The organism is Paenibacillus harenae, assembly GCF_030812415.1.
In the GTDB taxonomy this organism is placed as follows: domain Bacteria; phylum Bacillota; class Bacilli; order Paenibacillales; family Paenibacillaceae; genus Pristimantibacillus; species Pristimantibacillus harenae_A.
Genome location: NZ_JAUSST010000002.1, coordinates 473737 through 499804, shown reverse-complemented (window position 1 = coordinate 499804; position 26068 = coordinate 473737). Strand labels below are relative to the sequence as shown.

General features: G+C 55.0%; 20 protein-coding genes and 1 tRNA gene. 2 read left to right on the top strand and 19 right to left on the bottom strand.

The genetic code is table 11. The features are described 5' to 3' along the window. Positions 1–189 precede the first annotated feature (189 nt). The gene (locus J2T14_RS07130) at positions 190–621 is read right to left on the bottom strand and encodes an Rrf2 family transcriptional regulator (RefSeq protein WP_307469297.1); all 432 of its coding nucleotides are present in this window, start codon (positions 619–621) and stop codon (positions 190–192) included. 59 nt (positions 622–680) lie between these two features. After that, a complete protein-coding gene (locus J2T14_RS07125) occupies positions 681–1256 on the bottom strand; it encodes a xanthine phosphoribosyltransferase (protein ID WP_307469295.1) in 576 nt (191 codons plus the stop codon). Between the two features lie 97 nt (positions 1257–1353). Here J2T14_RS07125 and J2T14_RS07120 point away from each other — a divergent pair. After that, positions 1354–1440 (top strand) — tRNA-Leu (locus J2T14_RS07120). A 503-nt stretch (positions 1441–1943) separates the two neighbouring features. On the opposite strand, the gene J2T14_RS07115 is transcribed toward J2T14_RS07120, so the two are convergent. Genes J2T14_RS07115 through J2T14_RS07090 form a run of 6 tightly spaced genes read right to left on the bottom strand, consistent with a single transcriptional unit; the run spans position 1944 to position 8276 of the window. Then, positions 1944–3338 (bottom strand): ADP-ribosylglycohydrolase family protein, encoded by a 1395-nt coding sequence (locus tag J2T14_RS07115; RefSeq protein WP_307469294.1) that lies wholly within the window; start codon positions 3336–3338, stop codon positions 1944–1946. A gap of 49 nt (positions 3339–3387) precedes the next feature. After that, the gene (locus J2T14_RS07110; protein WP_307469292.1) at positions 3388–4200 is read right to left on the bottom strand and encodes an MBL fold metallo-hydrolase; all 813 of its coding nucleotides are present in this window, start codon (positions 4198–4200) and stop codon (positions 3388–3390) included. Positions 4201–4254: 54 nt separating this feature from the next. After that, on the bottom strand, positions 4255–5097 hold the full coding sequence (locus J2T14_RS07105; RefSeq protein WP_307469289.1) for a sugar phosphate isomerase/epimerase family protein: 843 nt from the start codon (positions 5095–5097) through the stop codon (positions 4255–4257). A gap of 5 nt (positions 5098–5102) precedes the next feature. Then, complete coding sequence (locus J2T14_RS07100; protein ID WP_307469286.1) at positions 5103–6077, bottom strand: Gfo/Idh/MocA family protein; 975 nt, start codon at positions 6075–6077, stop codon at positions 5103–5105. Positions 6078–6084: 7 nt separating this feature from the next. Continuing rightward, the gene (gene hisJ, locus J2T14_RS07095; RefSeq protein WP_307469282.1) at positions 6085–6906 is read right to left on the bottom strand and encodes a histidinol-phosphatase HisJ; all 822 of its coding nucleotides are present in this window, start codon (positions 6904–6906) and stop codon (positions 6085–6087) included. After that, on the bottom strand, positions 6903–8276 hold the full coding sequence (locus J2T14_RS07090; protein ID WP_307469281.1) for an N-acyl-D-glucosamine 2-epimerase: 1374 nt from the start codon (positions 8274–8276) through the stop codon (positions 6903–6905). Before J2T14_RS07090 ends, hisJ begins: the two co-directional genes overlap by 4 nt. A 174-nt stretch (positions 8277–8450) precedes the next feature. Between J2T14_RS07090 and J2T14_RS07085 the strand changes: the two genes are divergently transcribed. After that, positions 8451–9989 (top strand): DUF4127 family protein, encoded by a 1539-nt coding sequence (locus tag J2T14_RS07085; RefSeq protein ID WP_307469279.1) that lies wholly within the window; start codon positions 8451–8453, stop codon positions 9987–9989. A 339-nt stretch (positions 9990–10328) separates the two neighbouring features. On the opposite strand, the gene J2T14_RS07080 is transcribed toward J2T14_RS07085, so the two are convergent. The 11 genes from J2T14_RS07080 to J2T14_RS07030 form a co-directional block, all read right to left on the bottom strand. Next, positions 10329–11390 carry a Gfo/Idh/MocA family protein gene (locus J2T14_RS07080; RefSeq protein ID WP_307470392.1) on the bottom strand — a complete coding sequence of 354 codons (1062 nt, stop codon included), beginning with the start codon at positions 11388–11390 and terminating at the stop codon, positions 10329–10331. Positions 11391–11425: 35 nt separating this feature from the next. Next, positions 11426–12175: an N-acetylmannosamine-6-phosphate 2-epimerase gene (locus J2T14_RS07075; protein WP_307469278.1), complete on the bottom strand. Its 750-nt coding sequence runs from the start codon at positions 12173–12175 to the stop codon at positions 11426–11428. Then, positions 12130–13095 (bottom strand): ROK family protein, encoded by a 966-nt coding sequence (locus J2T14_RS07070; protein WP_307469277.1) that lies wholly within the window; start codon positions 13093–13095, stop codon positions 12130–12132. The genes J2T14_RS07075 and J2T14_RS07070 overlap by 46 nt, the downstream gene beginning before the upstream one ends. A gap of 46 nt (positions 13096–13141) precedes the next feature. After that, a complete protein-coding gene (locus tag J2T14_RS07065) occupies positions 13142–14143 on the bottom strand; it encodes a carbohydrate ABC transporter permease (RefSeq protein WP_307469275.1) in 1002 nt (333 codons plus the stop codon). A gap of 16 nt (positions 14144–14159) precedes the next feature. Continuing rightward, a complete protein-coding gene (locus tag J2T14_RS07060) occupies positions 14160–15062 on the bottom strand; it encodes a carbohydrate ABC transporter permease (RefSeq protein ID WP_307469271.1) in 903 nt (300 codons plus the stop codon). Further along, entirely contained in the window at positions 15055–17616 is a 2562-nt protein-coding gene (locus J2T14_RS07055) for a DUF5696 domain-containing protein (protein WP_307469268.1), read from the bottom strand. Before J2T14_RS07055 ends, J2T14_RS07060 begins: the two co-directional genes overlap by 8 nt. A 4-nt stretch (positions 17617–17620) precedes the next feature. Beyond that, positions 17621–19684 carry a YIP1 family protein gene (locus J2T14_RS07050; RefSeq protein WP_307469266.1) on the bottom strand — a complete coding sequence of 688 codons (2064 nt, stop codon included), beginning with the start codon at positions 19682–19684 and terminating at the stop codon, positions 17621–17623. A gap of 20 nt (positions 19685–19704) precedes the next feature. Further along, positions 19705–20574: a carbohydrate ABC transporter permease gene (locus J2T14_RS07045; protein ID WP_307203678.1), complete on the bottom strand. Its 870-nt coding sequence runs from the start codon at positions 20572–20574 to the stop codon at positions 19705–19707. A 4-nt stretch (positions 20575–20578) separates the two neighbouring features. After that, positions 20579–21532 carry a carbohydrate ABC transporter permease gene (locus tag J2T14_RS07040; RefSeq protein WP_307469263.1) on the bottom strand — a complete coding sequence of 318 codons (954 nt, stop codon included), beginning with the start codon at positions 21530–21532 and terminating at the stop codon, positions 20579–20581. A 15-nt stretch (positions 21533–21547) separates the two neighbouring features. After that, the gene (locus J2T14_RS07035) at positions 21548–24442 is read right to left on the bottom strand and encodes an extracellular solute-binding protein (protein WP_307469261.1); all 2895 of its coding nucleotides are present in this window, start codon (positions 24440–24442) and stop codon (positions 21548–21550) included. Between the two features lie 123 nt (positions 24443–24565). After that, entirely contained in the window at positions 24566–25966 is a 1401-nt protein-coding gene (locus J2T14_RS07030) for an ABC transporter substrate-binding protein (RefSeq protein ID WP_307469259.1), read from the bottom strand. Positions 25967–26068: the final 102 nt, after the last annotated feature.

The window sequence follows — 26068 nt, the reverse complement described above, 5'->3', positions numbered from 1 at the left end:
ACATAATTTTCCAATTGTACTTTCAACCGGATTCGGATAAAGATTCACGCTTGCTCGAAAAACGAGTAAGAGGCCACCCGCGCGGGAGGCCTCTCTCATCATCTATTGCATTCTCTACTGCTAATTAGCTTTCGAATCCGGATATTGTTCATTCGAAAGGGTCAGATTGCGTTGGGACAGCCCCTTACTTCACTCAATGTTTATTTTCCCGGCAACGTCGCCTGCGATCTGGGCTAACGTGATTTCGCTCAGCTTATTCTCCATCGCTTTCTTCGCTTCGTCGAACGCCTTCTCCAGAGAAGACTGAATATTGCGCCCGACGCCGCAATTCGGATTCGGCTTCTCGTGGATGGCGAACAGCTCGTCCTGCGTTGGACTTGATACCGCGTTATAAATATCGAGCAGCGTAATCTGATCGGTAGGCCTCGCAATAACCGCCCCCGCTACACCCGCGTTCGTCGTAACGAGTCTTGCTTTGCTTAACATGCCGATAATTCGGCGGATCACGACCGGATTCGTATTGACGCTTCCGGCAATCAGCTCGGAGGTCATTCGCTCTCCTTCGTTAACATCCAATAACGTCATAATGTGCACCGCCATCGCGAATCGATTGCTAGTCACGTCTTCACCTTCCCGCCGTTCTAGTATGTAAGCATTATAGTTACACGGGGCCGCAGTTGTCAATGTTCCGCGAAAGCAACCTGTCCGCCCTCAAGCGACTTAATCCTTGCCAGCGACTCTACCTTGTAGCCGAGGTCGATCAACTTCCCTCTTCCGGGCTGGAACGTCTTCTCGATCACGATGCCGATGCCGACGACCTCCGCTTCCGCTTGCTTCACAATGCCCGCCATGCCAAGCGCCGCGTCGCCGTTCGCCAGGAAGTCGTCAATAATGAGCACCCGTTCGCCTGCCGAGAGAAACTTGCGCGAGACGGACACCTCGCTCACCTCTTGCTTCGTAAACGAATAGACGCTCTCCGTATATAAGTCGTCCTTCAGCGTCAACGATTTGCGTTTGCGCGCGAAGATCAGCGGTACGTCGAGCTGCAAGGCTGCCATAACCGCAGGCGCGATTCCTGACGATTCCAGCGTCAATATTTTCGTAATCCGGCTGCCTTCGAAACGTTCGACGAACAGCTTGCCGATCTCCCACATCAATTGCGGATCAACCTGATGATTAAGGAAGGAATCCACCTTCAACACGTTTTCATTTAAGACGATGCCATCCTGCAAAATTTTCTGCTCCAGCTTGTTCAACGCCTGCTCCTCCACCCATCCCTCTATTTTTTCTAATACGATGCTTGACTATGTTCTATTATACATGATAAGATATGTCCTGTTGACACATTATTTTGCGGTCGTGGCGGAATTGGCAGACGCGCTAGATTCAGGTTCTAGTGGTGTAACAGCCGTGGAGGTTCGAGTCCTCTCGACCGCACCAACCACACACACAAGCAGGTTCGTAATATCGCGATAAGCGATTTACGAACCTTTTTTATTATGCCCAGCAATTAAGCTTGATCGGCAATAGGCTGGCAATTAATTTGGCGTTAAACGATAGTCAAGTGAGCGCCTTTCGCAAGAAATTCGACTATAAACTCACCGCATCCATTAACAAAGAGGCTGTTTCATAAGTGTTTGGCGAAGGGTTCGTTCATGGCGTCGGTTGTGCGAAATGGCTATACTGGATCATTGCAGTAACTTTAGGCTGTTTCGCGCCTTATAGAGAGCTATATTGGATATTCGCAAGATAGACCTCTGTTTTATACTGAAAATGCCCTCAAAACGCTCAAAGTTACTGCGAAAATCCTACATAGCTTCCCGCCGCCATTCATTCCGCCCCAAGTTACTACAAAAATCCAACATAGCAGCCAGAGGTTAGCTGTGTATGCACAAGGGGCCGTCCCTAAGCCATTGGCTTTTGGGACAGCCCCTTTGTTCGAATCATAAGCTCCGATACGCCTCATTGGAGCCAACAATCGCCATCGTCCGTTCCGCGAGCTTCGATATCGGCACGATCCCGAATCCGTCGACGCCCGAGCGGATTTTGTCCCGGAGCGGCTCTACCCACTTCTCGGGCAGCCGGGAGGCCCCGTTTCGCATGCCGATGACGGAGCCCGCCGTCGCTCCGTTGCAGTCCGTATCGAAACCCGCCATAACCGCCTTTCCGATCGTCGATTCCAAATCCCCTTCGCCATATAGCAAAGCCGCAGCTACCACCATCGCATTCGATATCGTATGACACCAATGGTAAGGATGGGCTTCATCGTATTTGCCATGAATCCGTTCAACTGCCGCTTCATAGGAGACGCCATCCGCATGCCATTGCAGTACCTCGGTCAGCTCTCCGGCCAACCTGCTGGTCGCCGGAATTTGACCGAGTCCGGCCATGACGATTTCCTCCATCTTTTCCGTAACGGCTGCGGCCGCCAGCATGGCCGCGACCCACATTGCACCGTAAATGCCGTTTTTGACGTGGGAGACGGAAGCGTCCCGCCACGCCCCCTCCGCCGCCTTTTCGGGGTTGCCCGGATGAATATACCCATAGAAGTCGGCCCGGATTTGAGCGCCGATCCACTCCCGGTACGCGTTTCGATAGGAGGCGGATGCAGGCGGGGCGATCAGATTAAGCAAATTGCGGTAAGCGATTCTTTCGGCCGTGCACGTTCGAAGCGCTGGCAGCAGATTGAGCCATGCTTCCGCTACGTCGTCCGGCGAGAACTCATATCCATGCTTCTCCGCGACGGCGAGTCCTAGTATCGTATAATTCAGATCGTCGTCCTCCACCATATGCTCCACGTTATTGATCCAGCTGACGCATCGGTTTCCGTAGGAGCCCCCTTCATTCACGACGCCGTATTTAGCGGCAATCGAGAGATCGATATCCGACGAAATGTAATACCGTATCGGATGATTGTCCGTTTCCCGAAGCAACCCGGCAATTCGTTCCCTTCGCCAGCCCTCGATCGGATGGCCGAGCAGGCAGCCCGCCGATCGGCCGAGCCAAGCGCCGTATACCCGATCCGCGATGTCAGCAACTTCCGAAGCCGCATTCTGCCGCTCCGCACGCTGTCCGTATTCCGGCCTCAGCGCGCGAATACCATCCAGATCGGATGGCTCCGTATACGGATATCCTTCGATAAGAGGCAAACTTCCCATTTGGTCCAAATAATCGGCTGCCAATTGCTCCCGCAACGGATCATTCGGATCCAAGCCCGACATCCTTGCATACCGCTCTTCCAGCTGTTTGCTAATCGCCCTGCCCTCATCCATGGCCTGCCGCCGTTCAATATCAATGTGATGCCCATACTGCAGGTAATAAAGCACCGAAGCTTTCATTCTCTCCGATCACCCCACTCCGTAATGACTTTTTCAACAAATAACTTAACTAGATCGACAGAATCAAGCCGTCATAAGCGACAATGATCTGTTCCTGATCGAAAATAGCCGTTAAATCATCATGCAGCAGCCCGATATTATGCGAGAAATGGGTAGCGACCACTCGGCTTCCGTCATGAAGGACGCCGTTCGTCCTAAGCCGGTCGCGGATCTCGATAACGGCTTCGATGTTGAGATGGCCGCCGGTATAGGGCAAATTGCCGTTCGTGCAATCCAATATGGCCAAATCGACGGTCGTCCGCTCGAGCCATTCCCAAGTCTCTTCGGGAAGAAGGCCGGTATCGTGACCGTAAAATACCCGCTTCCCATCCTTCTCGATGCAGTAAAGAAGGCAAGTCTCGTCGGGATCGTGATTGGCCGGAAGCGCCGTTACTTTAGCCGTTCCCGTATCAACCGTCTCGAAAGGAACGATTCTATTCAGGATAAGGCGCTGCGCATCCGGCCTGCCTACGGCGTCGCGGCATTTGCGAATAACGGCGTCGTGGCCGTACACCTGCAGCGGATAATCCAGCCCGTGGGCGAATACGGACAGCCGCATTTCCAAATCTTCCGCGCGCAAATGATCCAGATGGGTATGCGTAACGAACAAATCCTTGACGAGGCCGAGGTCGATCCCGTCGCGCAGCACATGATGCAGCGTGTCGGGCGGAAAATCGATCTTCAGCACGCCGTCTAGGATGACGGAGCTTCTCGTTCGAATATTTGGCCCGCCAAGCCGGCGCGCTGTCAAGCAGTACCCGCATCGGCAAAACATCGCGGGAAATCCTTCCGCTGCCGCCGTTCCAAGAAAATGAATATCCACGGCTTCCCTCCAATCCGGCTTCCGTTCCAACACCCGGGGCGGTTAGCTGCTAAGCTACAGCGTCGCCACGATTCGCGTCACGTTGCCTACTGCATCGATCGATCCGCGCTGCGGTTCTTCGTCCCCCTCGAACTCGACGGACAGCCAGCCGTCATAACCTCCATTCCGGAGCGCCCCGAATACGTATTTCAGATCAACCGCGCCTTCGCCGGCGATTTTGCCCAAGTAGAGCTCACCTGTCAGCGCTCTAATAGTAGCGCCTGTCGTTCCTTCCGGCACGGGAAGGAAATCCTTGACATGCACATGGCCGACATAACCCTCCAGTTCATCCGCCGCTTCGCTCGGGCTTTGCCCGACAAGCAAAAAGTTGCCCGTATCGAACGTGCTGCGCAGCGCGTCCGAGTTCACTTTGCGAATGATGTCCATCACCTGTCCGCTGCGACCGGCAAACAACCCGTGATTTTCGAGGCATAGCGTAACGCCATTCCGCTGCGCGTATTCGGCCGCTTCGCTCAAGCCATCGACGACATATGCCAAGCCCTGCTCATACGTAATCGAATCATTCGGCAGGTCGCCCGAGAAGACGCGTACGACCTTTGCTCCGAAATGGACTGCGGCGTCGACGGCGTCCGTAACCTCCTTCACTTGCGCTTTCCGCTCGTTCTCATCTGCAACGACGAAGTTGTTGCAGGCGCTGAAGCAGGCGACCTTCAAGCCGTATATTTGCAGCGCTTCGTCAATCAATGGAATGTCCCTTTCCTTATCCTTCCAGAAGCAGCTGAGAAGCTCGACGCCTTGGACGCCAACCTCGGATGCGAATTCGAGAAAATCGACGGTATCCCATTTTTGCTCGTACCAGTATTTATGCACGCTCCACATGCTAAGAGCTATCTTCAATTCACTCACTCTCCCGTATTCTCGACTGGATAGTTTGCGCTGCGGTAGATCGCTTCCGTCAACTGGATGACCTTGCTCGCATATTCGCCGGATACGAGCACCTCGTGCTCGCCGCGTATGGCGTCGACGAAGCTTTTGTCCTGATTCGTCGTTCGTTCGGGAAGCCGGACTTCGATCGCTCCGTCCTTGTACGTGATCAACTCCAGCCTGCCGTTATCGAGATAGATGACGCCAAGCTCGCCGCAAAACGAATAATACTCCCTGTAGCCAGGCACATTGCCGATAACGTTCAATGAAGCGACCGTCCCCTCCTCGAAGCGAATGCTTGTGAAGGAGTCGATCTCCACCGGCGCACCATGCGTGCTCAAGGTCGACTTCACCTCCAGCGGCGTAAGTCCGGTCGTCCATAGCAGAACATCGATAATATGGCTGCCGGAATCCATCAGCATGCCTCCGCCCGACAGCGCCGCATTTTGTCTCCACGTGCCGGCCTGGCTGAGCTTCCAATCCTGGTATAAGGTCGCGTTAACCGACGTCAGCTTGCCTATGGCGCCGTCGGCGATAGCTTTGCGGATATACAAAAATTCCGGCTGAAAATGCCGCTGGTACGATACCTGCAGCAGCCTCGCGCGATTCGTCGCCGCTTGAATGAGCTGCTCCGCCTCCGCTGAGCAGCAGGTCATCGGCTTCTCGATTAATACATGGCAGCCTGCGTTTAATGCATCCATCGCCTGCGCGAAATGCTGCGTATGCGGCGAGCATACGATGACGGCATCCAAGCCGACCTCGCGCAGCATGTTACGATGATCGCCGAATACGCCGGCTGACTCCAATCCGAATGCGGACACGAAACGCGATGCCGCCTGTTCGTTCGGATCGGAGACGGCGGCGATTTCGACCTGCGGCAGCGCAAGCATCTGGCCTGCATGCAGATGAGCGATGCCTCCGGTGCCTATAAAACCAAGCCTAAGCGTATCCATATAAACCTCACTCCTTCTCTGCAATGGTTGCGGCATACCAGTCCCATCCGCTGCCGATATCTTCCGGACGATGCGCATCGGAGCCGAATACGCATGCGATACCCCGAGACAAGCATTCGCGGACGAACCATTCGGGCGCATAGGGCTTCAAGCAAGTGCTCTTGCGCATTCCCGCGGTATTGACGTCTATCCCTATACCGGCGGCTGCCAGCTTCGGAATCATGTTCCGCAAACGTTCCTCGCTCTGCCTTGCATCGATCCCGGGCAGAAGCAGCCGGAACTTCTCGATCAGATTGACATGCCCCAATCGCGTTCGAACCGGCCAGCCCGCAGCGGAATCGATCGCGAGCTCGACGTGATCGTAATATTCGTTAACGACCTTCTCCATCGTGCCGTAATAGGCGAGCAAGCCTTGACGAAAGTCGGCGGGCGTATAATCGATGCAGCGCATGCCCCTCCTGCCTGGCAAATAATGAACCGAAAGGATAACGTCGTCGAGCTTGCCGTGCCAATCGCTTACGATACGCTCGGTGAAGGTCTCATCTCCGTATAAATAGTCGAGCTCGAGTCCGGTCGTCACCTCCAGCCGTCCGTCGAACTCGCTCTTGAGCCGGTCCACGCATGCGATATAAGCGGGAAGCTCCTCCGCATTCATCGCTAATGATTGCATGAGAGACGTATCCTTCAGCCAACCTTCCGGCAGCGGCGGATGCTCGCTTACCGTATAGCGGCTAAATCCTAGCGCTTCCGCCTTTTGCAAATAGTGCTTCAAATCGATATCGCTGCCATGGCGGCAAAAGTGGCTGTGCGTATGTCCGTCCCATTTCACCCTCGCCACGCTCCCGGTACGGTTACTCTTGTGCCCGCCGCAACCGTATTCGCCGGCTTCTCCGGAAACAGCCACCGCTCCGGCGTATCCCGAATGCCGCTTAGCTCCAGTTCAAAAGCCGTTACCGGCAGTTGCCGGGAAGTCAGCAAGATCCGATTGCCGTCCACCGCTACCGAGTCCCATCCCGGCTTGCTTGCGCGTTCGTCCCTCCGGATCGTAAAGCTTTCGTCCGCCAAAGCCGGATTAATCTCGATCCTTTTGTTGAACGTTAACCGGACCTCGCTTGCGCTTAACCGTTCGACTCGCATCGGCGCAGGCTTCGCTTCGTACATGTAACCCCCCGTATGATACTCGTATGCCGTCCATGCCGAGTAACCAAGCCCAAACGCCGTTTGGCTGAATGCGGACAACCAGTCCCCGCCCTTGATCATATGCCTCGCCGATCCGACATCGGCTTGGATGCCAAGCGGAATCCGCGGGTGAAGGCTGCGAATATGATCGACGAAAGGTTTATATTCTTTCGCGTAATCGCCCGGAAGATCGCCGCGCGTCCAATCGGGCCAATGCGTTTGCAAATAATGAATATCCGACCTTGCGTGCTCGATCATCGACGGGGCATCCAGTCCTTGATCGTCCCTAAGACGTTCTACGCTTTCCGTTCCGGCATTTATGGCGAGCGACCATGTAGCAACCATGATGTCGGGCCTCGCCTCGCGCACGCCGCCTTTGCCGTTGATCATCTCGCCGATAAACCCGTTCACCGCCTCGACGCGGAAGTCGACCCACTTTCGGTAAGTTACCGGATCCTTTGCATAATATCGTTCCGATTCGGGATTCTCGAAATCCGGCATCCGAACGCCGTGCTCGGCTAGAAACGCCGCTTCCGCAAGCGGGCCGACATCTCCGTATACGCCTCGCTCGATACCGCCCCATTCCGGAAAATACGGCTCGGCGATCTCGATGCCGTCAAACGGATAGTCGGACACAAGCCTTGCCATCGCGGCTTTCTTCCATCGTACATAACCTTCGCTGAAAGGGGATAACCGCCGGAAGCCGTCATTCGTCTCCTTTAACAGCTTCATTTGCCAGGATGGCCATTCCTCGGGATACCGCTCCGTTGAGAACGTACCGTTGCCGATGACCATCGCCCAAACCGGAATGCCTCGTTGGCGGAATGCCTCGATCAGACTTGCGTCCACGACATGCTCGTTGACCACAAAGTAGTGAACGCAGCAAAAACCCGCCAGCTCGATTTCCGAGGCGATGCTCTCTGCCGTGCGGTTCCGATAATAAGCAAAGGTGGGATCGATCTGTATGCCTGGGCCCGCCAGCGCCCGCCTTCTTAACCCTTCATCCATCCAAACAGACAATCGGCTGCGCCTCCTTATCCCTTCGTAAGCATCCTCTTATTAAATAGGTATGACTGCACATAAGAAGAATATATCCGTTATCCGAAGCAAATTAAAAAAATAATTCCAATTGCTTTTCCTGTTGTATAATAAGGGCAAACTTCATCTTTTATCTTCATTCAGGGAGGTCATTGTATGAGTAAAGTCGCGTACGTACCGCTCGACGAACGTCCTTGCAATGCAAAGTTCCCCAAGCTGCTTGCCGCCATTACCGATTTGACGCTTGCTTCGCCGCCTCATTCGCTGCTTGGCGCCAAGAAACAGCCTGCGAATGTCGAAGGCATTCGCAATTGGCTGCTGGAGGAGACGGCGGATGCCGATTATTTGATCGTGTCGGCCGATTTGCTCGTCTACGGCGGAATCGTGCCTTCCCGCCTTCATCTGCTTCCGCTTGCGGAATGCGCGGCCAGACTAAGCTTTCTCCGCGAGTTAAAACAAACGAACCCCAACCTGCGCATCTACGCCTTTAATTTGATTATGCGTGCGCCCGCATACAATAGCAGCGACGAGGAACCGGATTATTACGAGCAATACGGACATCCCCTCTTCCGGTACGGCTGGCTGAGCGATAAGGGGGCCTCGGAGACGCTGGCTGAAGATGAACGAATGGAATGGGAGTCTCTTCAAACCGTTGTTCCGCCTGCCGTGCTCACTGATTTTTTACGCCGCAGGGCTATCAATTCCGAAGTGAACGAGCTTGCGATCGGCCTCGTGGGCGAAGGCGTTATCGATCATCTTGTTATTCCGCTCGACGACAATTCCAAATACGGCTTCAGCCCGATGGAACAGCGCAAGCTGCTTTTATCGGTGGAACGGCTTAATTTGATGGACCGGGTGCTGCTCTACCCCGGCGCCGACGAGATCGGATGCATCCTTTTCGCGAGAGTGTTCTGCCGGGTCAAAAATTATATGCCTGAAGCTGCCGTCCGCTATTCCTCTACGCTAGGGCCGGCCATCATCCCGAAATACGAGGATCGCAGCTTGAACGAAAGCGTCAAATCCCATCTGAATTCGGGAGGCGCTTACATGGGCGATTCCACGGCAACCGCTGATTTCGTCCTTATGGTCCATTCCCCTCCCGTCTCGCAGCACGAGATCGCCGAATCGCCTAATCCGTACCGGGACCGCCACCGCTCTTACTTCTCGGAAGTGCATATTCCCGAGTTCGCGACGGCGATCGAAGCGCTTGCCGGCAAAGGCAAGCTGATCGCCCTTGCCGATGTCGCTTCCTGCAACGGCGCCGACCATACGTTGATGCGTCTGTTGGCCAAAAAAAACCTATTGCCCCGCATAACGGCATACGCCGGCTGGAATACGTCGGGCAACGCGCTCGGAACCGTCGTATCGCACGCGATTATCGTTTCCTATTACCGCAACCAAGCTTCCCGCCCCGCCCATACCGACCGCATGAGCAGCTATTTCTACTTATACCGCCTTATCGAAGACTGGGGCTATCAATCGATCGTACGGCAGGAAGCCGCCGGCCATTTGGGCGAATTAGGCGGTACCTACTTCCAGGTAGGCCATATCCGCGAGCAAATGTCGCAGCTCGTCACGCGGAAGCTGCACGATTTTTGCAAAGAATACTTAAGCGAGACGGCAAGCGGCGCTATTGACGGCCTACAGGCCGATCTCCCCTGGAACCGGATGTTCGAAGTCGATCTGACGCTGTAATAGACTTTGGAATTGTGAAGAAGAATGTGAAGCAGATAAAGAAGTGCAAAAAGTAAAAATGGCGGCGCAAGCGAGATATTCCTGCACCGCCATTGTTCTTTTTTTGATCTGAAATTGCTTACAAGACCTCTAGATTGGTTATCCATGCTCTTGTTCTAAACAACTTCGCTCTTGAACGGCCTTCTGGCAGTCTTTTTAAGTAGAGTTTAGTGCACACATCCAATATAGGTTTGGAAAAGCCCTCCTACAGGGTAAAGTTAATGCAATAATCCAACATACAAGTTCACAAAGGACTCCACAACGGATAGAGCACGCTTTCGGTTCAGCCCTGCCTTTGCATCAACCGAACTGAATCTCTTTGCCAAGCGCCGCCGATTCGTAAATGCCGCACAGCATTTTCATAACCTCTAATCCGTCCTCTACGGGGCTTCTCGTTTCCTGTCTGCCGAGGCAGCTGTCGATGAAGTGGTTGATCTCGTTCTGGAAGCCGTTCGTGAAATCGAACGCCAGTTGGTCGACCTGCGGCGTTACGTTAAGGATCGTGTCATGCTTCTCGGTCACGATGAACAAGCCGGGCTCGATCTCCGCGCCGCCCTTGTCGCCGAATATTTTGACCGTGATTTCGTCTTGCTTCGCGTGCAGCGTGAAGCTTACGTCGACCATCAGGGACGCTCCGTTCTCGAAGCGAATCATCGCGTTGGCCAGATCCTCCACCGTATTTTTGCTCGAATCGTAATCCGACGCTTTATAGAACGAGAGATTGTTGATGTTGGCGCGGTTGCCAAGCTTGTTGTACGTGTTTCCGCTGATCGATTTCACCTTCGGCTTGCCCATCAAATACCAGCATAAGTCGATGATGTGGACGCCGAGATCGATAAGCGGCCCCCCGCCAGACCGTTCCTTGTCGGCGAACCAGCCGCCCGGATTGCCGAGCCTGCGCAAGCATGTCGCTTTGGCATAGTAGATGTCGCCCAGCTCCCCCACCTCGATGAAGCGGTTCAATATATCGGTATTCGAGCCGTAACGCCGGACGAAGCCGACCTGCAGCACCTTGCCGCTCTTCTTCACCGCATGTTCCACCCGCAGCGCCTCTTCAACCGTTTTGCAGAGCGGCTTCTCCACGAGCACATGCTTGCCGGCCTCCACGGCGGCGATGCTGATCTCCGCATGCGAATTGTTCCAGGTGCAGATACTGACCGCATCGATAGCCGGATCGGCCAGCAGCTCGCGGTAATCGGTATACGTGTGCTCCGCGCCGTAAACGGCCGCTTTTTGCTTGGCGCGCTCCCCATTCAAATCGCAAATCGCATAAATAGTCACTTCCGGATTGCGCGAATAAGAACCAAGATGAATGTCCGAGATGCTTCCCGCGCCGATTACGCCGATCTTTACTTTTTTCATCGTCAACATCGCTCCCTTTTCTCCTGCGAATCGAATCAACCCTCGAACCCTTGCATTTGCGTGCTGATGCGCGTGACGAACCGCCGTACGATTTCTTGCGGCCGCGTTATTGCCGTACCGACGACGACGGCATGCGCGCCGGCTTCGAAGCAGCGCAAGCACTCCTCGATCGTCCATATTCGGCCCTCCGCGAATACCGGCGCCCTTCCTAGCGCAGCCAGTCTGGCTACCAACGCAATATCGGGAGAAGGCTGTTGCGGACTGTACGGCGTATAGCCCGACAACGTCGTAGAGACGACGTCGACGCCGAGCCGCATCGCTGCCGCGCCTTCCTCGAAGGTGGATACATCGGCCATAATGGGCGTCTCGGGAAAGCTCTTGCGAATTTCCGCTATGAGCCGATCGAGCCTTTCGTTGCCCGGCCTCGTCATAGAGGTGCAGTCGATAGCGACGATATCCGCGCCCGCGCGAACGACGTCATCCACCTCCCGGATCGTTGGCGTAATGTACACGTCGCTGTCCGGATAATGTTTTTTGTACAGGCCGATGACCGGTACCCTGCACCTCCTCTTGATCACCGCAATATCCTGCGGCGTGTTGGCCCGGATGGCCGCCGCCCCGCCGTCTTCCGCCGCGACTGCCATCGCGGCCATCATATCCGAGCCGAACAAAGGCTCGTTCGCAAGCGCTTGGCACGATACGATGAATCCGTCTTTGAGTCCCGCGACAATCGGATTGGTCATAATGCCACCCGGTTGCCGAACGCCCCAGTATTGAACGGCCATACCTGCGCCGCCGCTCCGATGACGCCGGCATTCGCGCCGACGGAGGCAGGCATAATGCGACAGTCGTTCCACATGCTAGACGACGTCCTCGCTTCCGCCTGCTCCGTCAGAGCCGCAAAGAAAGGCTCTCCGGCTTCGGCTACCCCGCCGCCAATAATGACGGCTTGCGGGTTAAACGCGTGAATGAGGCCGGCAATAGCTGCGGCGAGCGCGCGGATGACCGTATCCATCACTTTTCCCGCAAGCGCGTCGCCTTCGGTCCAACCCGCGATTACCTCCTTGGCAGTGACCTCTCCGGATGAAGATAACTGCAAACCGCCCTTAAACCCTGCCTCTCTCGCCAGCCTCGCTATACTCGGGCCCGAAGCATAGAGCTCCATGCAGCCATAGTTGCCGCAGCTGCACCGGGGGCCGTTGAAATCGACCGATAGATGGCCGAGCTCCCCGGCGCCTCCGGAGCTGCCCCGAAGCAGCTTGCCTGCCTCCACGATGGCGCCGCCCACGCCAGTGCCCAAAGCGAGACATACAAAATGATCGAATAGCTTGGCGGAGCCGAAGCATTTCTCCGCGATGGCAATGACGTTCACGTCATTATCGACATAAGTCGGCAATCCGAAGCCTCGCTCCACGATTTGCTTGATCGGCATCCCCGTCCAGCCCGGCAGCGTATCGACCGCGAACGAAACGGAGCCGGAGCGGCAGTCGATTTGGCCGGCGCTGCCGATCCCGATGCCGTCGATCGAGACGCCGCCCCCGGCCATCAACCGGCTAATGCCGTCCATTACATTTTGCATGACATGCTCCGGTCCTTGCGCCGCGCCCGTCGGTACGATTCGTTGCTCGGTGATCGTTCCTTCCTCGTCCACGACGGCAAAGTGAATCTTGGTCCCGCCTATATCTACTCCAACCGCATAGCTCATAGCAGCACTCCTCCGTCGTTTGCCATTATAGCCTGGCTCGCTTCCGCTATCCTACCAGCCCCGTGCGCTCCACGCTCTCGACAAAATACTTTTGCGCGAATAGATAGAGAATAAAGATAGGCATAATGCCGAGCAAAATACCTGTGTTCAAGTAGAGCGACGTGTGCGAGATTCCTCCTACGTATTCAGGCCGCACGGCGCCCGGCAGCAAATCGAGCATTCTCGCCAGCAGCGTATAGTTCGGCGCGAACAGATTGACGAAGTAGCTGTCGTTCCATTGCCAAATGAACGAGAACAGCAGCACCGTGGCTATGCCGGGCGCCGCGTTAGGCAGCATGACCCGGACGAAAGTGCCGGGAATGCCCGCCCCGTCCACATAGGCCGCTTCCTCCAAGTCCTTCGGAAGCGAACGGAAAAACTGCCTGAATATAAAAATATACAAGCCGTTTTTCAAACCCATGGCGAGACCCGACGAGATAAAGAACGGCCAGAAGCTCTCCAGCAGATTCACTCCCTTGCTGCCGGTAAACAGCCCATACAGACCGAATACGTCAAAGAAACGGTAATGCAAATAAGTCGGAACCATAATCGTTTGCGGCGGAACGACGATCGTGAAGATAACGATGCCGAATAATAGCCCGCTGCCGCGAAACCGCAATCTTGCGAAGCCGTAGCCGGCCAGCGCGCAGGAAACGAGTTGCAGCAGCGACGTTCCGATGCTCAGCAGCAGCGTATTCGTGACCGCCTCCGGATAGCGAAGATAATCCATGACGGTTTGGATGTTCTCCAGCGTCAAATGCCGCGGAAGCCAGACGACCGTCGCATCGAACATATCCTGCTTGTCGCGCAGAGCGATCGATAGCTTCGTTAGAATCGGATACAAAATAACAAAGCATATGCCCGTGACGAGAACGGTACGGACGATGACCCAAAGCCAATGCTTCGCCTTCTCGATCGGATTATGGCGGTCATTCCACCTTGCGGCGGTCGCGGCGGCAGAGGCCGCGGCTGCCGGCAGTCGTTTGCCGGATCTTTTGCTCGAATCCATATCGCAGGCCCCCTCCCTAATCGTAATAAAAGACGCGCTTCGAGATCACATAGGTCGAGATCGTCAGAATGAGCGAAATGACGAGAAAATAAATCCACGACATCGCGGCGCTTACGCCGAAATCCAATCTTCCGAAGGCCGAATCCTGAATCATTTGCGTCAGGCTGTTGTCATAGAAAGAATCGATAATGGAATACACCACATTCGTCAAAATTAGCGGCGAAATCATCGGAAACGTTATTTTCCAAAAAGACTCGTAACCCGTCGCCCCTTCGATCTTCGCCGCCTCGTACAGCGAAGGCGATATCGATTGAAGACCCGCGAGAAAAATGAGGATTTGCACGCCGGACGAGCTGATGATTTGATAAATCCGGTCCACGGCTCCCGTCAAGTAGCTGACGATTTCCATGCTCAGCCCCGCCTGCAGCAGCAGCGGCCTCAGCTCGATGCTTCGCAGGCCGGAGTAATTGCCCTCCACATCCGCGGACGCGGAGCCGATCATTTGCGCCAGGAAGTTGCCGCTGTCCAGCTTGGCGATCACCCCCGAGGCGAGTACGACGGGCAGGAAAATAATCGCTCTCGCAAGCATTCTCCCTCTGAATTTCTGCGCTAGAAGCGTGGCCGTAAATAAGCTGAAGAACGTAATGAGCGGCACGTCGAGGACCATGACGGCTACTGCATCGTTTAACGTTCTTACGTACCAGGCGTCGACGAAAAAGATGTGGCGATAGTTTTGCAGCCCGACGAACTCGAGCGAATACCCTTCGGCGTTCAGCGTCAGCTTGTTGAAGCTGAACAGCAGCGATTGGATGAAAGGAATCAACATCAGCAGCAGGAAGCCAAGCAGCCAAGGGGTAACGAACAGCACGCCGTATATGGCTTTCTTCCGCTGCAGGCTGATTGTTCGTTTCCTAGCCATTCGTATCCCCCCTGACCCCATAATGATTGGCTTCGATCATTGTCCCCTCGTATTCATAGGGCTCGTCGCTATAATTGACGATGACGCTTACGCCGTTCCCGTATTCCGTTTTGTACACCTGCTCGGCCAGCTTCTCATGGTCCGTCATGCTCTGCCCGCGTACCTTATTGAGCACGGCGGCCACCTCGGCATAGGCCTGAACCGCTTCGTCCAGCCATTGCTCGTAATGATTCGAGTACAGATAGCTGAACCTCGTATCCTTCAGAACCGAGGGCTCTTCATAGAACCAACTGAAGTAAACGTTCGAGCCCGTCTCCAGCGAGCGCAGCATGTTTTCCCTTACGTCCTGGTCATCTGCGGTATTGTACGCTTTACCCGCATATTCAACGTACCCGTGAAGCGCCATTTGGATGAAAGGAACGGATTCGCCGGCAAGCTGGTATTCGTTGCTCTTCTGCGGCAGGTTCAAGATATGAGACGCGAACGGCAGCGCGTAAGCATTGCCGCCGTTCACCATGATGTCGGGCGACTGCTCATGGATTTGTTCGAATGCCGCGGTTACTTTCCGTTTGGCGTCCTCTCTCGTCACTTCCCCGCTTCTGCGGAAGTCCGAATAGAGCTCCGAGCCTAAATCGCGCAAGGAGACGGAGCCTGGATTCAGCTTCCCGTAGTCGGATAAAAATCCGTTTACCGTCGCTTCGAGCTTGGTCGGGGACAGCAAATAATGCGAGAATCGATCGCTGCGGAAGAAAGCCGCCCGGTCGAATTCATATAGCTTCGCATAGCGGCGCGAAATGTACTGCGCGGCGTCTTTACTCGGGCTGAAGCCGCCGGAGTCGCGGTAAACGCGAAGCAATGCCGTATCCGGATAAAATCCGCCTCCGCTTGCCTGAAGCTTCTCCGTCAGTTGCTTCCACTCGCTCTTGCTGCCGATGACGCCGTCCATATCGATCGACGACGCTCGCTCATGGTTCAGCCCCTCGTTGAACCAACCCTTGTAGCTAAGACGAACGTTGCCGATTTGCTCGGCGTTTAACCGCTGCACGATCGTCTCCGCCTGCTCAAGATCGGTTAACGGCACGATCGCTTCATACGGAAAACCAAGCCGGTTTTTCCTCTTCGGAATGGTGCCGGTCAACTCCAGATAAAAAGGCGCATCGCCCTCTGGCTTTAATTTCCGCATCCCGTACGCTTCCTCCAAGTAGGTACGGTAGCTGGCCGCCATGCCGGCATAACCGGCCTGCTCTCCGCTTAGGAACGAGTAGCGGATCTTAAGCTTGCCTCGGTACGATTGCGCCGGCGTCTTGTGCATGATCTCGTTAGCGCTCAAACGCACCTCGTCCTTGGGCAATATCGTGAACTGCGGCGCGACCGTATTGAATTCATGCAATCTGCCGCTGATATCGGCGGACAGCTTGGCGAGCGCTTCGCCATCCTCGATGATGGCCAGAAAGGCCGCATCGTTTTTTTTCATCCCGAACACCGGCAAGCGGCTCGGCTCCAGCGTATTGAACTTCTCCCGCGCGTAAATCGTGGAATCGTCGCCGTAAATCGGAATCAATATCGGCTGCGCCAAGCTTTTGCCGCTGTTGAAGCGAACGAGCGTGCCCGATCCGTCAGGCAGAAATAGATAGCCGTCGTCGCCCGTTCCCGCCGCGCCGAAATTTTCGAGCAGGCTGATCGTATGGATACGGTAGGGCGGCGTTTCCTCCATGATCGTTCCCGCGTCGACCGATGCGATCAACTGATTGCCGACAAGCGTATAATGAAGCGTCACCGTAAATTTCGGGTTGGCCCCCTCTTCGGTTTCGCCCTCCCCGCCGCCTCCGCTATTGTCGATAGCCAGATCCTCTTGCGTATATTCCATCTTCTCGAATAAAGCAAGCAGCCTCTTCACGACCGCTTTCGGTATATCGCGGCGTTCATAAATCCCGGTTTCCTCATTGAATTTGTAGCGGATCTTAAGCTGCTCCTGGTCGGCCGGGTCCTCGAGCCGGGCCAGCAGCCTCTCTTCGAACCGTTCCTTGCTCACCATAAGCGGAATCGACTCTAGCCCTTTATCGGGATCGCCGAAACGATAAGCGACCGAAACGCCGCTCCCCGATTGGATGATTTCGAACTGATTAAACTTTACGCTGTTGTTATAGCTGTCATAGTCTTTGTTCTGACCGTTTTTGGTCAAATAAACGAACGACAGCTGCGACGCCAACTTTCCTTTCAAATAAGGCGAAGCCAACTTATCGCCGGAGCTGTCCGGATTCGAGCGCCAGATCTGTCCGCTGACAAGGTCGAGCACCGCGATCTCCGCCGTTTTCCTGCTGATATACAGGCGCAGCGCGCGATTTTCCAATACAGGCTCAAGTCCTTGGATTTGCGGCACTACGCTCGCGGTTGCACCCAGTGCCTTCAGTGTCTCATCCGGATTGCCGTTCTCCAGTACGCTAGCGCCGACCGGCTCTTCGGTGCCGGCCGTTGCGGAGGTGCAAGCTGCAGACAAGATCAGAAGGGACGTTAGGAATAATACCGCCAAGCTTCGAATTCGATGTTTGGTCACGTCATTATCCCTCCCCGATCCTGAACATCGCCTCTTTGTAGATCGTCGTTACGAACGATACCATCTGCTGCGCCAAGCTGAAGAATAGCAAGCCCAAAAATATAATGATGCCCATCACGATCATCGTCAGCAGCATCGTTATAACGGTTTTGGCAACCGAATATTGGTGCACGGTGAGCATGCCCGCGAATAGCAGCCCGACAAACCAAAGAAAGCCGGCCGATTCCAGCAACCGATAGAACGGGCCTTCTTGAATGGTGATCATATTGGACAATAAGATCAACGGTATCTGCATAAGGATGACGGGAAGCAGCGCATAGGCGCTGGCCGTTACGATTTCCTTGAACTTGCCTTCGCCGTCCATCAGCGTCGTCGTCGACCAGTTCGCGATGCACCATAGAAAAAACGGCAAGAGAACGAACTTGACCTCGTCGATGACGTTTACGCTATCGGCGCTTACGCCGGGGTTGAAAATAAATCCGGTATATTGCCGCTTCAGCACATAGAGCAGCGACAGCAGCAGAAGCAGCAGCAGCGCGAACCAAACCTTCCCTTTGCGCTCGAACTTCAATTCCCAGAAGCCGTTGAACGGATGATACATCGTATACCAGGCAAAACCCGCCATCCCCGGTTCGGCTTTGTTCCGCTTGATCGCAATCCTCGCGGCAATAATCAACGCCGCTGCCGCGATCGCTGCCGCCGCGATTTTGCCGAAATGCTCCCACATGAAGTCTTTGCGGTACCTCTCGAAAGCTCTTGAATAGTACTCGCGGTGCATGCCAAGCTTGAACTGCTTCATTGCCTCGTCGTTATTGCCCTGCCGCAGCTCCGCTTTGCCGATGCCCAGATAGGCGATTTCCAAATTCGTGTTCAGACCTAGCGCTTCGCGCCATAACTCGACCGACTTCTGCTCCTCGCCCGTGTCGTTGTAGATGACCGCGTCGCGGATCACCTTCCCGTACCGCGTCGGCTCGAAGACGACGAGCTGGTTCAGCCCTTTGTCCAGCACGACCATTTTGTCGCCGAGCATGTCGATGTCGGCCGGCGTCTTGAACGTCCCGACCTGCTCGCCGAGCAGCCCGTAAATGTACATCAGCTTCCCTTCCCGGTCGTATGTGAATATTCGTCCCCGCGTGCTGTCGAGAATGCTATAAATGCCGTTTTGGTCAAGGGCGACGCTTTGGATCGCGGAAGTACCGGATCTCGTGCCTCCGATGCGGAACCGGATGTCCCCTTTGGGAGGATGATAGCCCGTGCGCTTCAATACGTCCGCTCCCGACGGGTTAAGACGCTTGACCGGCGCATTCGAGAACGCCTCGCTCGTCGTCGCATAGATGAAGCCTTCGCCGTCGATATCGACGTTGTTGAATTCGACCGGAATGAACAGCTCCATCTTGGAGCGCTGCTCCTTCGTCATGATCCGTTTCCAGAAAAGGTCGGCGACGTTGACCCGCACGTTGTTGACGCCGATAAAACCGGAAAATCGACCCCCGGAATCGAACTGCATAATGCCGTTGAACACGCCTTTGCCGACCACGTACAGCCGCCCGGCCGAGTCGCCGACGAGCTTGATCGGTTCGTAGACGAAGCCGTCTCCAAGCACGTCGCTTTGAGGCGCCCCGATAATGGCGACCAAATCGCCAGCCTTCGTTAATTCGACGATCCGCTTATTGCCCGTATCCGCCACGAGCAGATTGCCGTTCGATCGGACGAACAGCCCTTGCGGCGCGAGGAAACGATCGGTATTGCCGTCGTTCATGAACGTTTCGATCGATTGCGCGGTCTCGGCTTCCTCATCGATCCGAACGATCCGGTTGTTGCCCGTGTCCGCGACGTAAATTAGGTTATCCGCCGTTATGAAGATATCCTCCGGCGTTCGGAACGCCCCCGTCGGCAGCGACTCGCCCGCGATTTGCAAGAGCGGCAAATAAGGGGCCGGCGCAGGCTCGGGCTCGCCCCACCAGGAATAGTTGTAGCCGTCGTACGGCGCAGCGGAGACCGGAACTGCCGTGCCAACCACAATCAGCATTAGCGGGAAGAGCAGCAACATTTTTATTAATTGGTTCAACGTAAGCCTCCCCTTTCCCGTCAATCTTTCATGCCGGAGGTTGACATCGTTTGGATCACGCTGCTTTGCGATAACACGAAGATGAGGATCGGAACCGTCAGCAGGAGCAGGGTGGCCGCCATAGACGGCCCCGTCCGGATAATGCCTCCCGCCAATATTTGGCCGAGCGCGTAATCGATCGTTTTGAGCTGCTCGCTATATATATACATCGAGCCCGCCGCGCCGCCCGCTCCCCATAACCCTTGGAACGAGAAGATGATGAGGGTAAGCCAAGCCGGCTTGACGACCGGCATGACCACGCTCCAGAAGATGCGAAGCTCGCTGCAGCCGTCGATTTGCGCCGCCTCAAGCAGCGAATCGGGAATTTGCTCCATGAATTGCTTCATTAAGTAGAGCCCGAGCGAGGAGCCGATCGCCGGAACGATAACCGCCAGGTGCGTATCGAGAAAGCCTAGCCACGACATCGTCATGTAGTTCGTAATTTGGGTCACCGTGGCGGAGAACATCAGCGACAGAACGACGATCCCGAACAGCGCTCCTCTACCCGGAAATCTGCGTTTGGCTAGCGGGTACGCCGCGAGCGAAGCGATTAGGACATGCAAGGCGGTTCCCAATATAGCGATAAAGAACGTATTGAAAATGTATCGCGTGAAAGGGACCCAGGAGCCGGCCAGCAAATGATACAGATCCGAGAAATTCGTCAGCGTTGGATGATGCACGAAAAAATCGGGCGGAAACTTCAATATTTCGTTGATCGGCTTGAAGGCGTTGCTGATCACGAACACGAGCGGCATCGCCATGAAATAGCCGACGGCTGCAAGAATGAGAAACAGGAATATATCGCCCGCCCACGACCGGTTTACTCTCTTCCTCCTTAACATAGCCAGCATCGCTTCACTCACCCACCTTCGCAAGCAGCCTTCGAACGATCAGGTTGGAGCCGAGCATCATGGCGAACAGGACGGTCGCAATGGCCGATGCGTAGCCCATTTCGAAGCGGATGGAGCCGTAATCCATCAGATGCGTGACGATCGTATGTCCGGCGTACTTGACGCTCGGAAATCCGGCGAGCGCCGTCGCCACCTCGGCGACGCCGAACGACGCCGTAATTTGGATGACCGCTCCGAACATAAGCATCGGCCGCATCGACGGCAGCGTGATGAACCATAGCTCCTGCCAGCGGTTGCGTATGCCGTCGATCGCGCCGGCTTCGAATAAATTTTTGTCCAAGCTTTGCAAGCCGGCGATAAACGCCAGAAAGCTCGTTCCGAGACTAAGCCAGAGCTGGACGATGATGATGATCGGCAAAATGTACTTGGGCGTCTTCAGCCATAGGATCGGCTCCAGGATCAGATGCCATTTGAGCAGGAAGGCGTTGATATAGCCGTACGAATCGCCGCTGAACAGCAGCGTCCAAACGATAAACGCACTTCCGGACAACGCCGGCGCATAAAACACGAGCGTGGCGACCGCTCTGAGCTTAGGAGGAAATTCGTTAATGATCCAAGCGAGCACGAAGCAGGCGATGTAGCTGACGGGGCCTGTTATCGCGGCGAATATGAGCGTGTTTTTGAGAGCGATCAGGAATACGTCGTCCCTTACGAACAATTGCGCGTAATTTCTCCAGCCGACCCATTGCGGGAATTCCAGCATATTGAAGTTCGTGAAGCTGACAAGCAGCGACAGGCAGACAGGGAGAACGGTAAACGTGAAGAAGATAAGGAAAAAAGGCGCCAGCATCGCGTAAATCGTTTTGTTGCGCCTGACTTCCTTCCACGTTTGACTCCACCGAATGCGCGGCGACTTGTTTCCTAGCGAAAGTTTGGCCTTCTTGGCAAGCTGAATCATGCGGAACTCTCCCTTCTACTTCGTCGGCAAGTCGAATTCCTGGCGCTTGATCGTTATTTCCTGATTGATCGTCCGCACATAGTTTTCCAGCGTTTCGCGCGGCTCGCTCCCTTCGGTATATACCTCGTAGAACGCATTGTACAGGTGGCGGTCCAGCGAATAGCCTCCCGGAACGGCGGGCCGCCCGACGACCCACTCGAGCTCATCCGTCAGTTGCTTCATCTCCTTGGCCGACCAAGGCAACCGCTTTAGCGCTTCCTGGTTGGCCGCGGCATAGCGCGCCGATTCCCCGAGAATCGCTTCCATCTCGCGCCCGAACGTCACCTGCGCTTCCGTGTCGGTCCACCACTTGATGAACGCCCAGCCCGCTTCCTTGTTTTTGGCGTTATCGAACATGACGGTTCCGGTTGCCGTGCTCATCGTTTCGTGATGGACGGTGCCGTCCTTCGCTCTCGTGCCCGGCACCGCGACGAAACCCCATTGGCCTCTGATTTCGGGCGCGAATATCGTCAGGAAGTTGAAGGTCGTGTAGTCGGCGATGCCGATCGGCATCTCTCCCGTACGGAAACGATTAATGAAATCGAATTCGATCGGAAGTTTGTAGTTCGTGTACAGCTCCGTCCACTTGCGGAACGTTTCGATCCCGATATCCGAATCCAAATCCGTCGCGATGCCGTCTTGCTGGTAATATTGCCCTCCGTTCTGGTAGAGCATCGATTCGAAAACGATATTTTGCGGCAGGGCAAGATCCATGTTGTGCTTCTGCAGCTCCGGAATGATCCGGTACATATCGTCCCATGTCATCGGAACGTCAAGCTTCAGCTCCTCCAAAATATCCTTCCGATAAAACAGCATCGGAAACGACTGCGTCTCCGGAACCGCATATACGCCGTCCCGATAGTTGAAGCCGGTAAAGGCGCTTTCCTTGAAGCGGCTGCGCACAGCTTCGAAATCGGGAAACGCCGTCAAATCCTGCAGCGCGCCCCGCAGCGCGAAATTGATGACGTCGCCTTGAGTAAGCGCGATATCCGGTCCTTTGCCCGCCAGCGTGGCCGGCAGCACGACCGCCGGACTGACAAGCTGCAGGTTCACGTCGATCCCGGTCTGCGGCGTAAACGAGTTATCGATCATCGAGCGAAGCAGCTGCGCCTGGTCTCTGCCCGCGGCAATCCAGACGTTGATGCTTTTCTCGTCCTGCTCCCCGTTGCTGATATGGCTGTAATCCTCCGAGAACGATCTCGCGAAGGACATCACCTCGTGCACCGATTTGCCGACGATTCCTGTGCTTGCCTTCGGGGCTGCAACGTCAGGCGATTTGAAATACAAATAATCGATTTCAAGCGGCTGCTCGTTCACGGTAAGGAGCCACGTGCCAAGCGCCGTCACGTTATCCTTGAAGCTCTTAAGCCGCGAGGTCAGCGTCTCCGTCCGGCTGCCGAGATCGTCCAGCTGATAAGACGTCGTCCGCAGAATCGTCGTGCTGGCGCTCGTCCCTCCGACCATTTCGTCCATGCGGTCGGCGGCTTTCGCAAGCAGCTCGCTCTGCTCCTGGAAGACGGCCTGCAGCTCGGGAATTTTTTTGTCCAGCTCGTAATCCCTGAGCGGATCCGGCGCAGCCGATGTAATCATAATGATTTTGAGATACAAGGCGTTCAACTGCTGGATGCTTGAACGTACCATGCGAATAATCTCCGCAAGCTCGCCCATCGTCAGCTCAAGCTTGATCCGGTGCTTGCCTTTGGTGAGGTGATAGAGATAAGGACTTCCGTTCTCCCCTGGCGATCCGATTTGCCACACGCCGTCATAAGGGAACGGAATGGCTTCCGATTCCTTGAATGGAACGACTCCGTCGATCGTAAGCTCTCTGACGACATTGACGCCTCTCACCGTATTTTGCTTATAACGAAGGCCGAATTCATAGAGACCGTCCTGTGGAATATCGACCTCCCAGGAAATCCATTGGCCGGGTATTTTCCAATTGACGCCACCGATCGTATTCATTCTGATTTTGGATACATGGTACGGTTCCGTTCCCGGACTCGACCGATCGTTCAGCGGGTATAAGGAAGGATTGGATTTGAAAGCGGCGTTTTCGCCCTGAAGCTTAATAAACAAGCCGTTGGTCGGTTCATACCCGCGTTCTAGATAGGCGGACGCCACTTGCTCGTAGGCGGGGATCGCTTCCTGCTGATAAAGCTTCAAGTAATCTATGATCATCGGTTCCCGGTGAGAAACGAGTGTTATTCGATGTTGGCCTTTGGTCAAATAAAACGAGAACGGATCCCGATAATAGCCTTCCGCATCCCTTAAGACGCTTTCCTGCCACTGCGGGCTCTCCACCTGTCTCGGTCTCAAATCGTTTCCTCTGGCATCCTGCGTAAGTCCGGGCCTTTCATTGCGCCATACCCGCGAGAAAACGAGTCTGGACGCTTCCTCGAAAGGCGCGCTTCCGTCGATCAGCAGTTCTCTTTCTATCGGAGAGGTGTTGCCCTCTGCCGGAAAATAACGCAAGCTCAAATGATATAGGCCGTCCTCGGGCACATCGACATCCCAATGAATGGCTCCCGATTCCTCCGTAGAAACGACAGGCGTAGATGCCCCTTCATAGCTTTCAAGCGTAGCGACGTCCATGCCGTCGACTGCCGCGTAGGATTCACCCTCGATCATTAGTTCCATGGCCGGCCTGGCCGCATCGGCGTGTTCGGATAGATACGCCTCGTAGCGGTTTCCTGCCGAGGCTTGGCCTTTGATGCGGTCGACAATCGGCTCTGACATCTCCTTGATCGGCTCCAGCACGTATTCGCTTCCTGACGACCGGTTCGCGGGAACGATGAAGACGAATGTCAGAACGATGATTAGGACCAGCAGGACGTAAAACAATCTCTTGGTTCTCCCGGTTGCCTTCAGCATGCGAACCCCTCATTCCTGTTCGGATGTTGACGAGATAATGCGGATGATGCAAACAGTAAGCAGAGGGGATCCTTGCAAGGGATTCCCCTCGTTCTCCTTGGAAAGACGAGCCGTTCTTATCGGCTATTGCGTTGCGGCTGCATCAGCAGGTTTATTGAGATCCGCGTCGATCGCATCCTGCGCGATTTGCTTCGTTCTTTCCAGCGCGGTTTCCGGCGATTCGCCGCGGTTCGCGATCGAGTAGGAAATATCGCCGAGCGCTCCGCCGAGCGGCAGGAAGATCGGCTCCGCGTGTTTCATGGCCTCCAGCATCACTTCGATGTCCTGTTCGTCGGCTAGCAGTTGCTTTTCCGATTCCTCGCGGTTGTTCGGCTCGACGCGGTCCCACATTTGGATTTGTTCCCAAATATACGCTTTTTCTTTGGCCCGCTTTACATTCGCCGGAATATAGAATTGCACGTAGTTTTCGATGCTTCCTTGCCATTTCGTCGCTTTGGGTCCTTTAGGGAAGAAGACGAAGCCTTGTTCGTCGGTCATCGTCGTGCGCGTCGCGCCTTCCCATAGCTCGCCGGTAACCATCGCTGCTTTGCCGGAGTTAAACAACGTTTGCGATTCGTTGTAATCCTCGAAATTTTCGTTTTTGTTAGGCGCTACGACCTTGTGCACGTTGAACAGATCGCTGAAGAAGCGAAGCGCTTCGAGCAAGTTCGGATCATCATACGCGTATACGTGCTTGCCGTCCTTTTGCTGGATAATAGCCGAGTCGTTGGAATGGATCAAAATTCTGGACAGGTTGCTGGCGATATTCGTTAAGCCCCATTGATCGATCACGCCGTCGCCGTTCGTGTCCTTCGTCGCCCGCTTCGCGATGTCGAGGAAAGCGTCCCAGTTCCATTTATCCTGCGCGATCAATTCATGCGGATCGGGTAATCCCTCGCGCTCGAACAACGTTTTATTGTAATAAATGCCCGACGCATTGTTTATATTGGAGGTGAACCCGTACATTTTGCCGTTTACCATGCCGTGCTGCTTCAAGCCCGCAGGCCATTTCGGATCGTTGAAGTCGAAGAAATCGTCTACCGGCATGAACAACCCTTGATTGATGGCCGGAATCGCGAAATAGTAATCAAGCGGCACGATGTCGGCTACGGACTCGCCGGAAAGCGCGGCATTCGTCACCATTTTAATGTTTTCGCCCCAAGGCACCTTTTCCCAGACGATTTTAACGTTGTATTTCTCCTCCGCCTCTTTCCATTTCGCAATCGCAAGCGCTCCTTCGGGCGTTTCCTCGGAGGGACCGTCGATCCAGTGAATAATTTTGAGCGTTTCGCCGTTCATGTCGATGACGGGCTCCTCTACTGCCGGCGGGGCTTCGGTAGGGGCAGCCGTCTCGGCGACCGGAGCATTCGTAGCCTTGTTGTCGTTCGTTCCTTCACTTCCTTCGCCGGAGTTCTGGCTGCATGCCGACACGACAACGAGTACGACCGTCAATAAAACCGTAGCAAACCCTTTCATTTTGCGCATAGCTTTACCCCTCCAATGGTCGAAATGTACGCCTTCATTTCCCAATCCTTTGTAACAGCGGCCGTTCCGGCAGTCCGGTCATCCCCCCCCGATGCATAGTAA

What these genes read in the sequence shown, in the direction of transcription:
- J2T14_RS07115 (WP_307469294.1), bottom strand. Translation starts at nt 3,338, where the DNA reads ATGAAAGCTTCGGTGCTTTATTACCTGCAGTATGGGCATCACATTGAT.
- J2T14_RS07100 (WP_307469286.1), bottom strand. Translation starts at nt 6,077, where the DNA reads ATGGATACGCTTAGGCTTGGTTTTATAGGCACCGGAGGCATCGCTCAT.
- J2T14_RS07085 (WP_307469279.1), top strand. Translation starts at nt 8,451, where the DNA reads ATGAGTAAAGTCGCGTACGTACCGCTCGACGAACGTCCTTGCAATGCA.
- J2T14_RS07080 (WP_307470392.1), bottom strand. Translation starts at nt 11,390, where the DNA reads ATGAAAAAAGTAAAGATCGGCGTAATCGGCGCGGGAAGCATCTCGGAC.
- J2T14_RS07075 (WP_307469278.1), bottom strand. Translation starts at nt 12,175, where the DNA reads ATGGCCGTTCAATACTGGGGCGTTCGGCAACCGGGTGGCATTATGACC.
- J2T14_RS07070 (WP_307469277.1), bottom strand. Translation starts at nt 13,095, where the DNA reads ATGAGCTATGCGGTTGGAGTAGATATAGGCGGGACCAAGATTCACTTT.
- J2T14_RS07065 (WP_307469275.1), bottom strand. Translation starts at nt 14,143, where the DNA reads ATGGATTCGAGCAAAAGATCCGGCAAACGACTGCCGGCAGCCGCGGCC.
- J2T14_RS07060 (WP_307469271.1), bottom strand. Translation starts at nt 15,062, where the DNA reads ATGGCTAGGAAACGAACAATCAGCCTGCAGCGGAAGAAAGCCATATAC.
- J2T14_RS07045 (WP_307203678.1), bottom strand. Translation starts at nt 20,574, where the DNA reads ATGCTGGCTATGTTAAGGAGGAAGAGAGTAAACCGGTCGTGGGCGGGC.
- J2T14_RS07040 (WP_307469263.1), bottom strand. Translation starts at nt 21,532, where the DNA reads ATGATTCAGCTTGCCAAGAAGGCCAAACTTTCGCTAGGAAACAAGTCG.
- J2T14_RS07035 (WP_307469261.1), bottom strand. Translation starts at nt 24,442, where the DNA reads ATGCTGAAGGCAACCGGGAGAACCAAGAGATTGTTTTACGTCCTGCTG.
- J2T14_RS07030 (WP_307469259.1), bottom strand. Translation starts at nt 25,966, where the DNA reads ATGCGCAAAATGAAAGGGTTTGCTACGGTTTTATTGACGGTCGTACTC.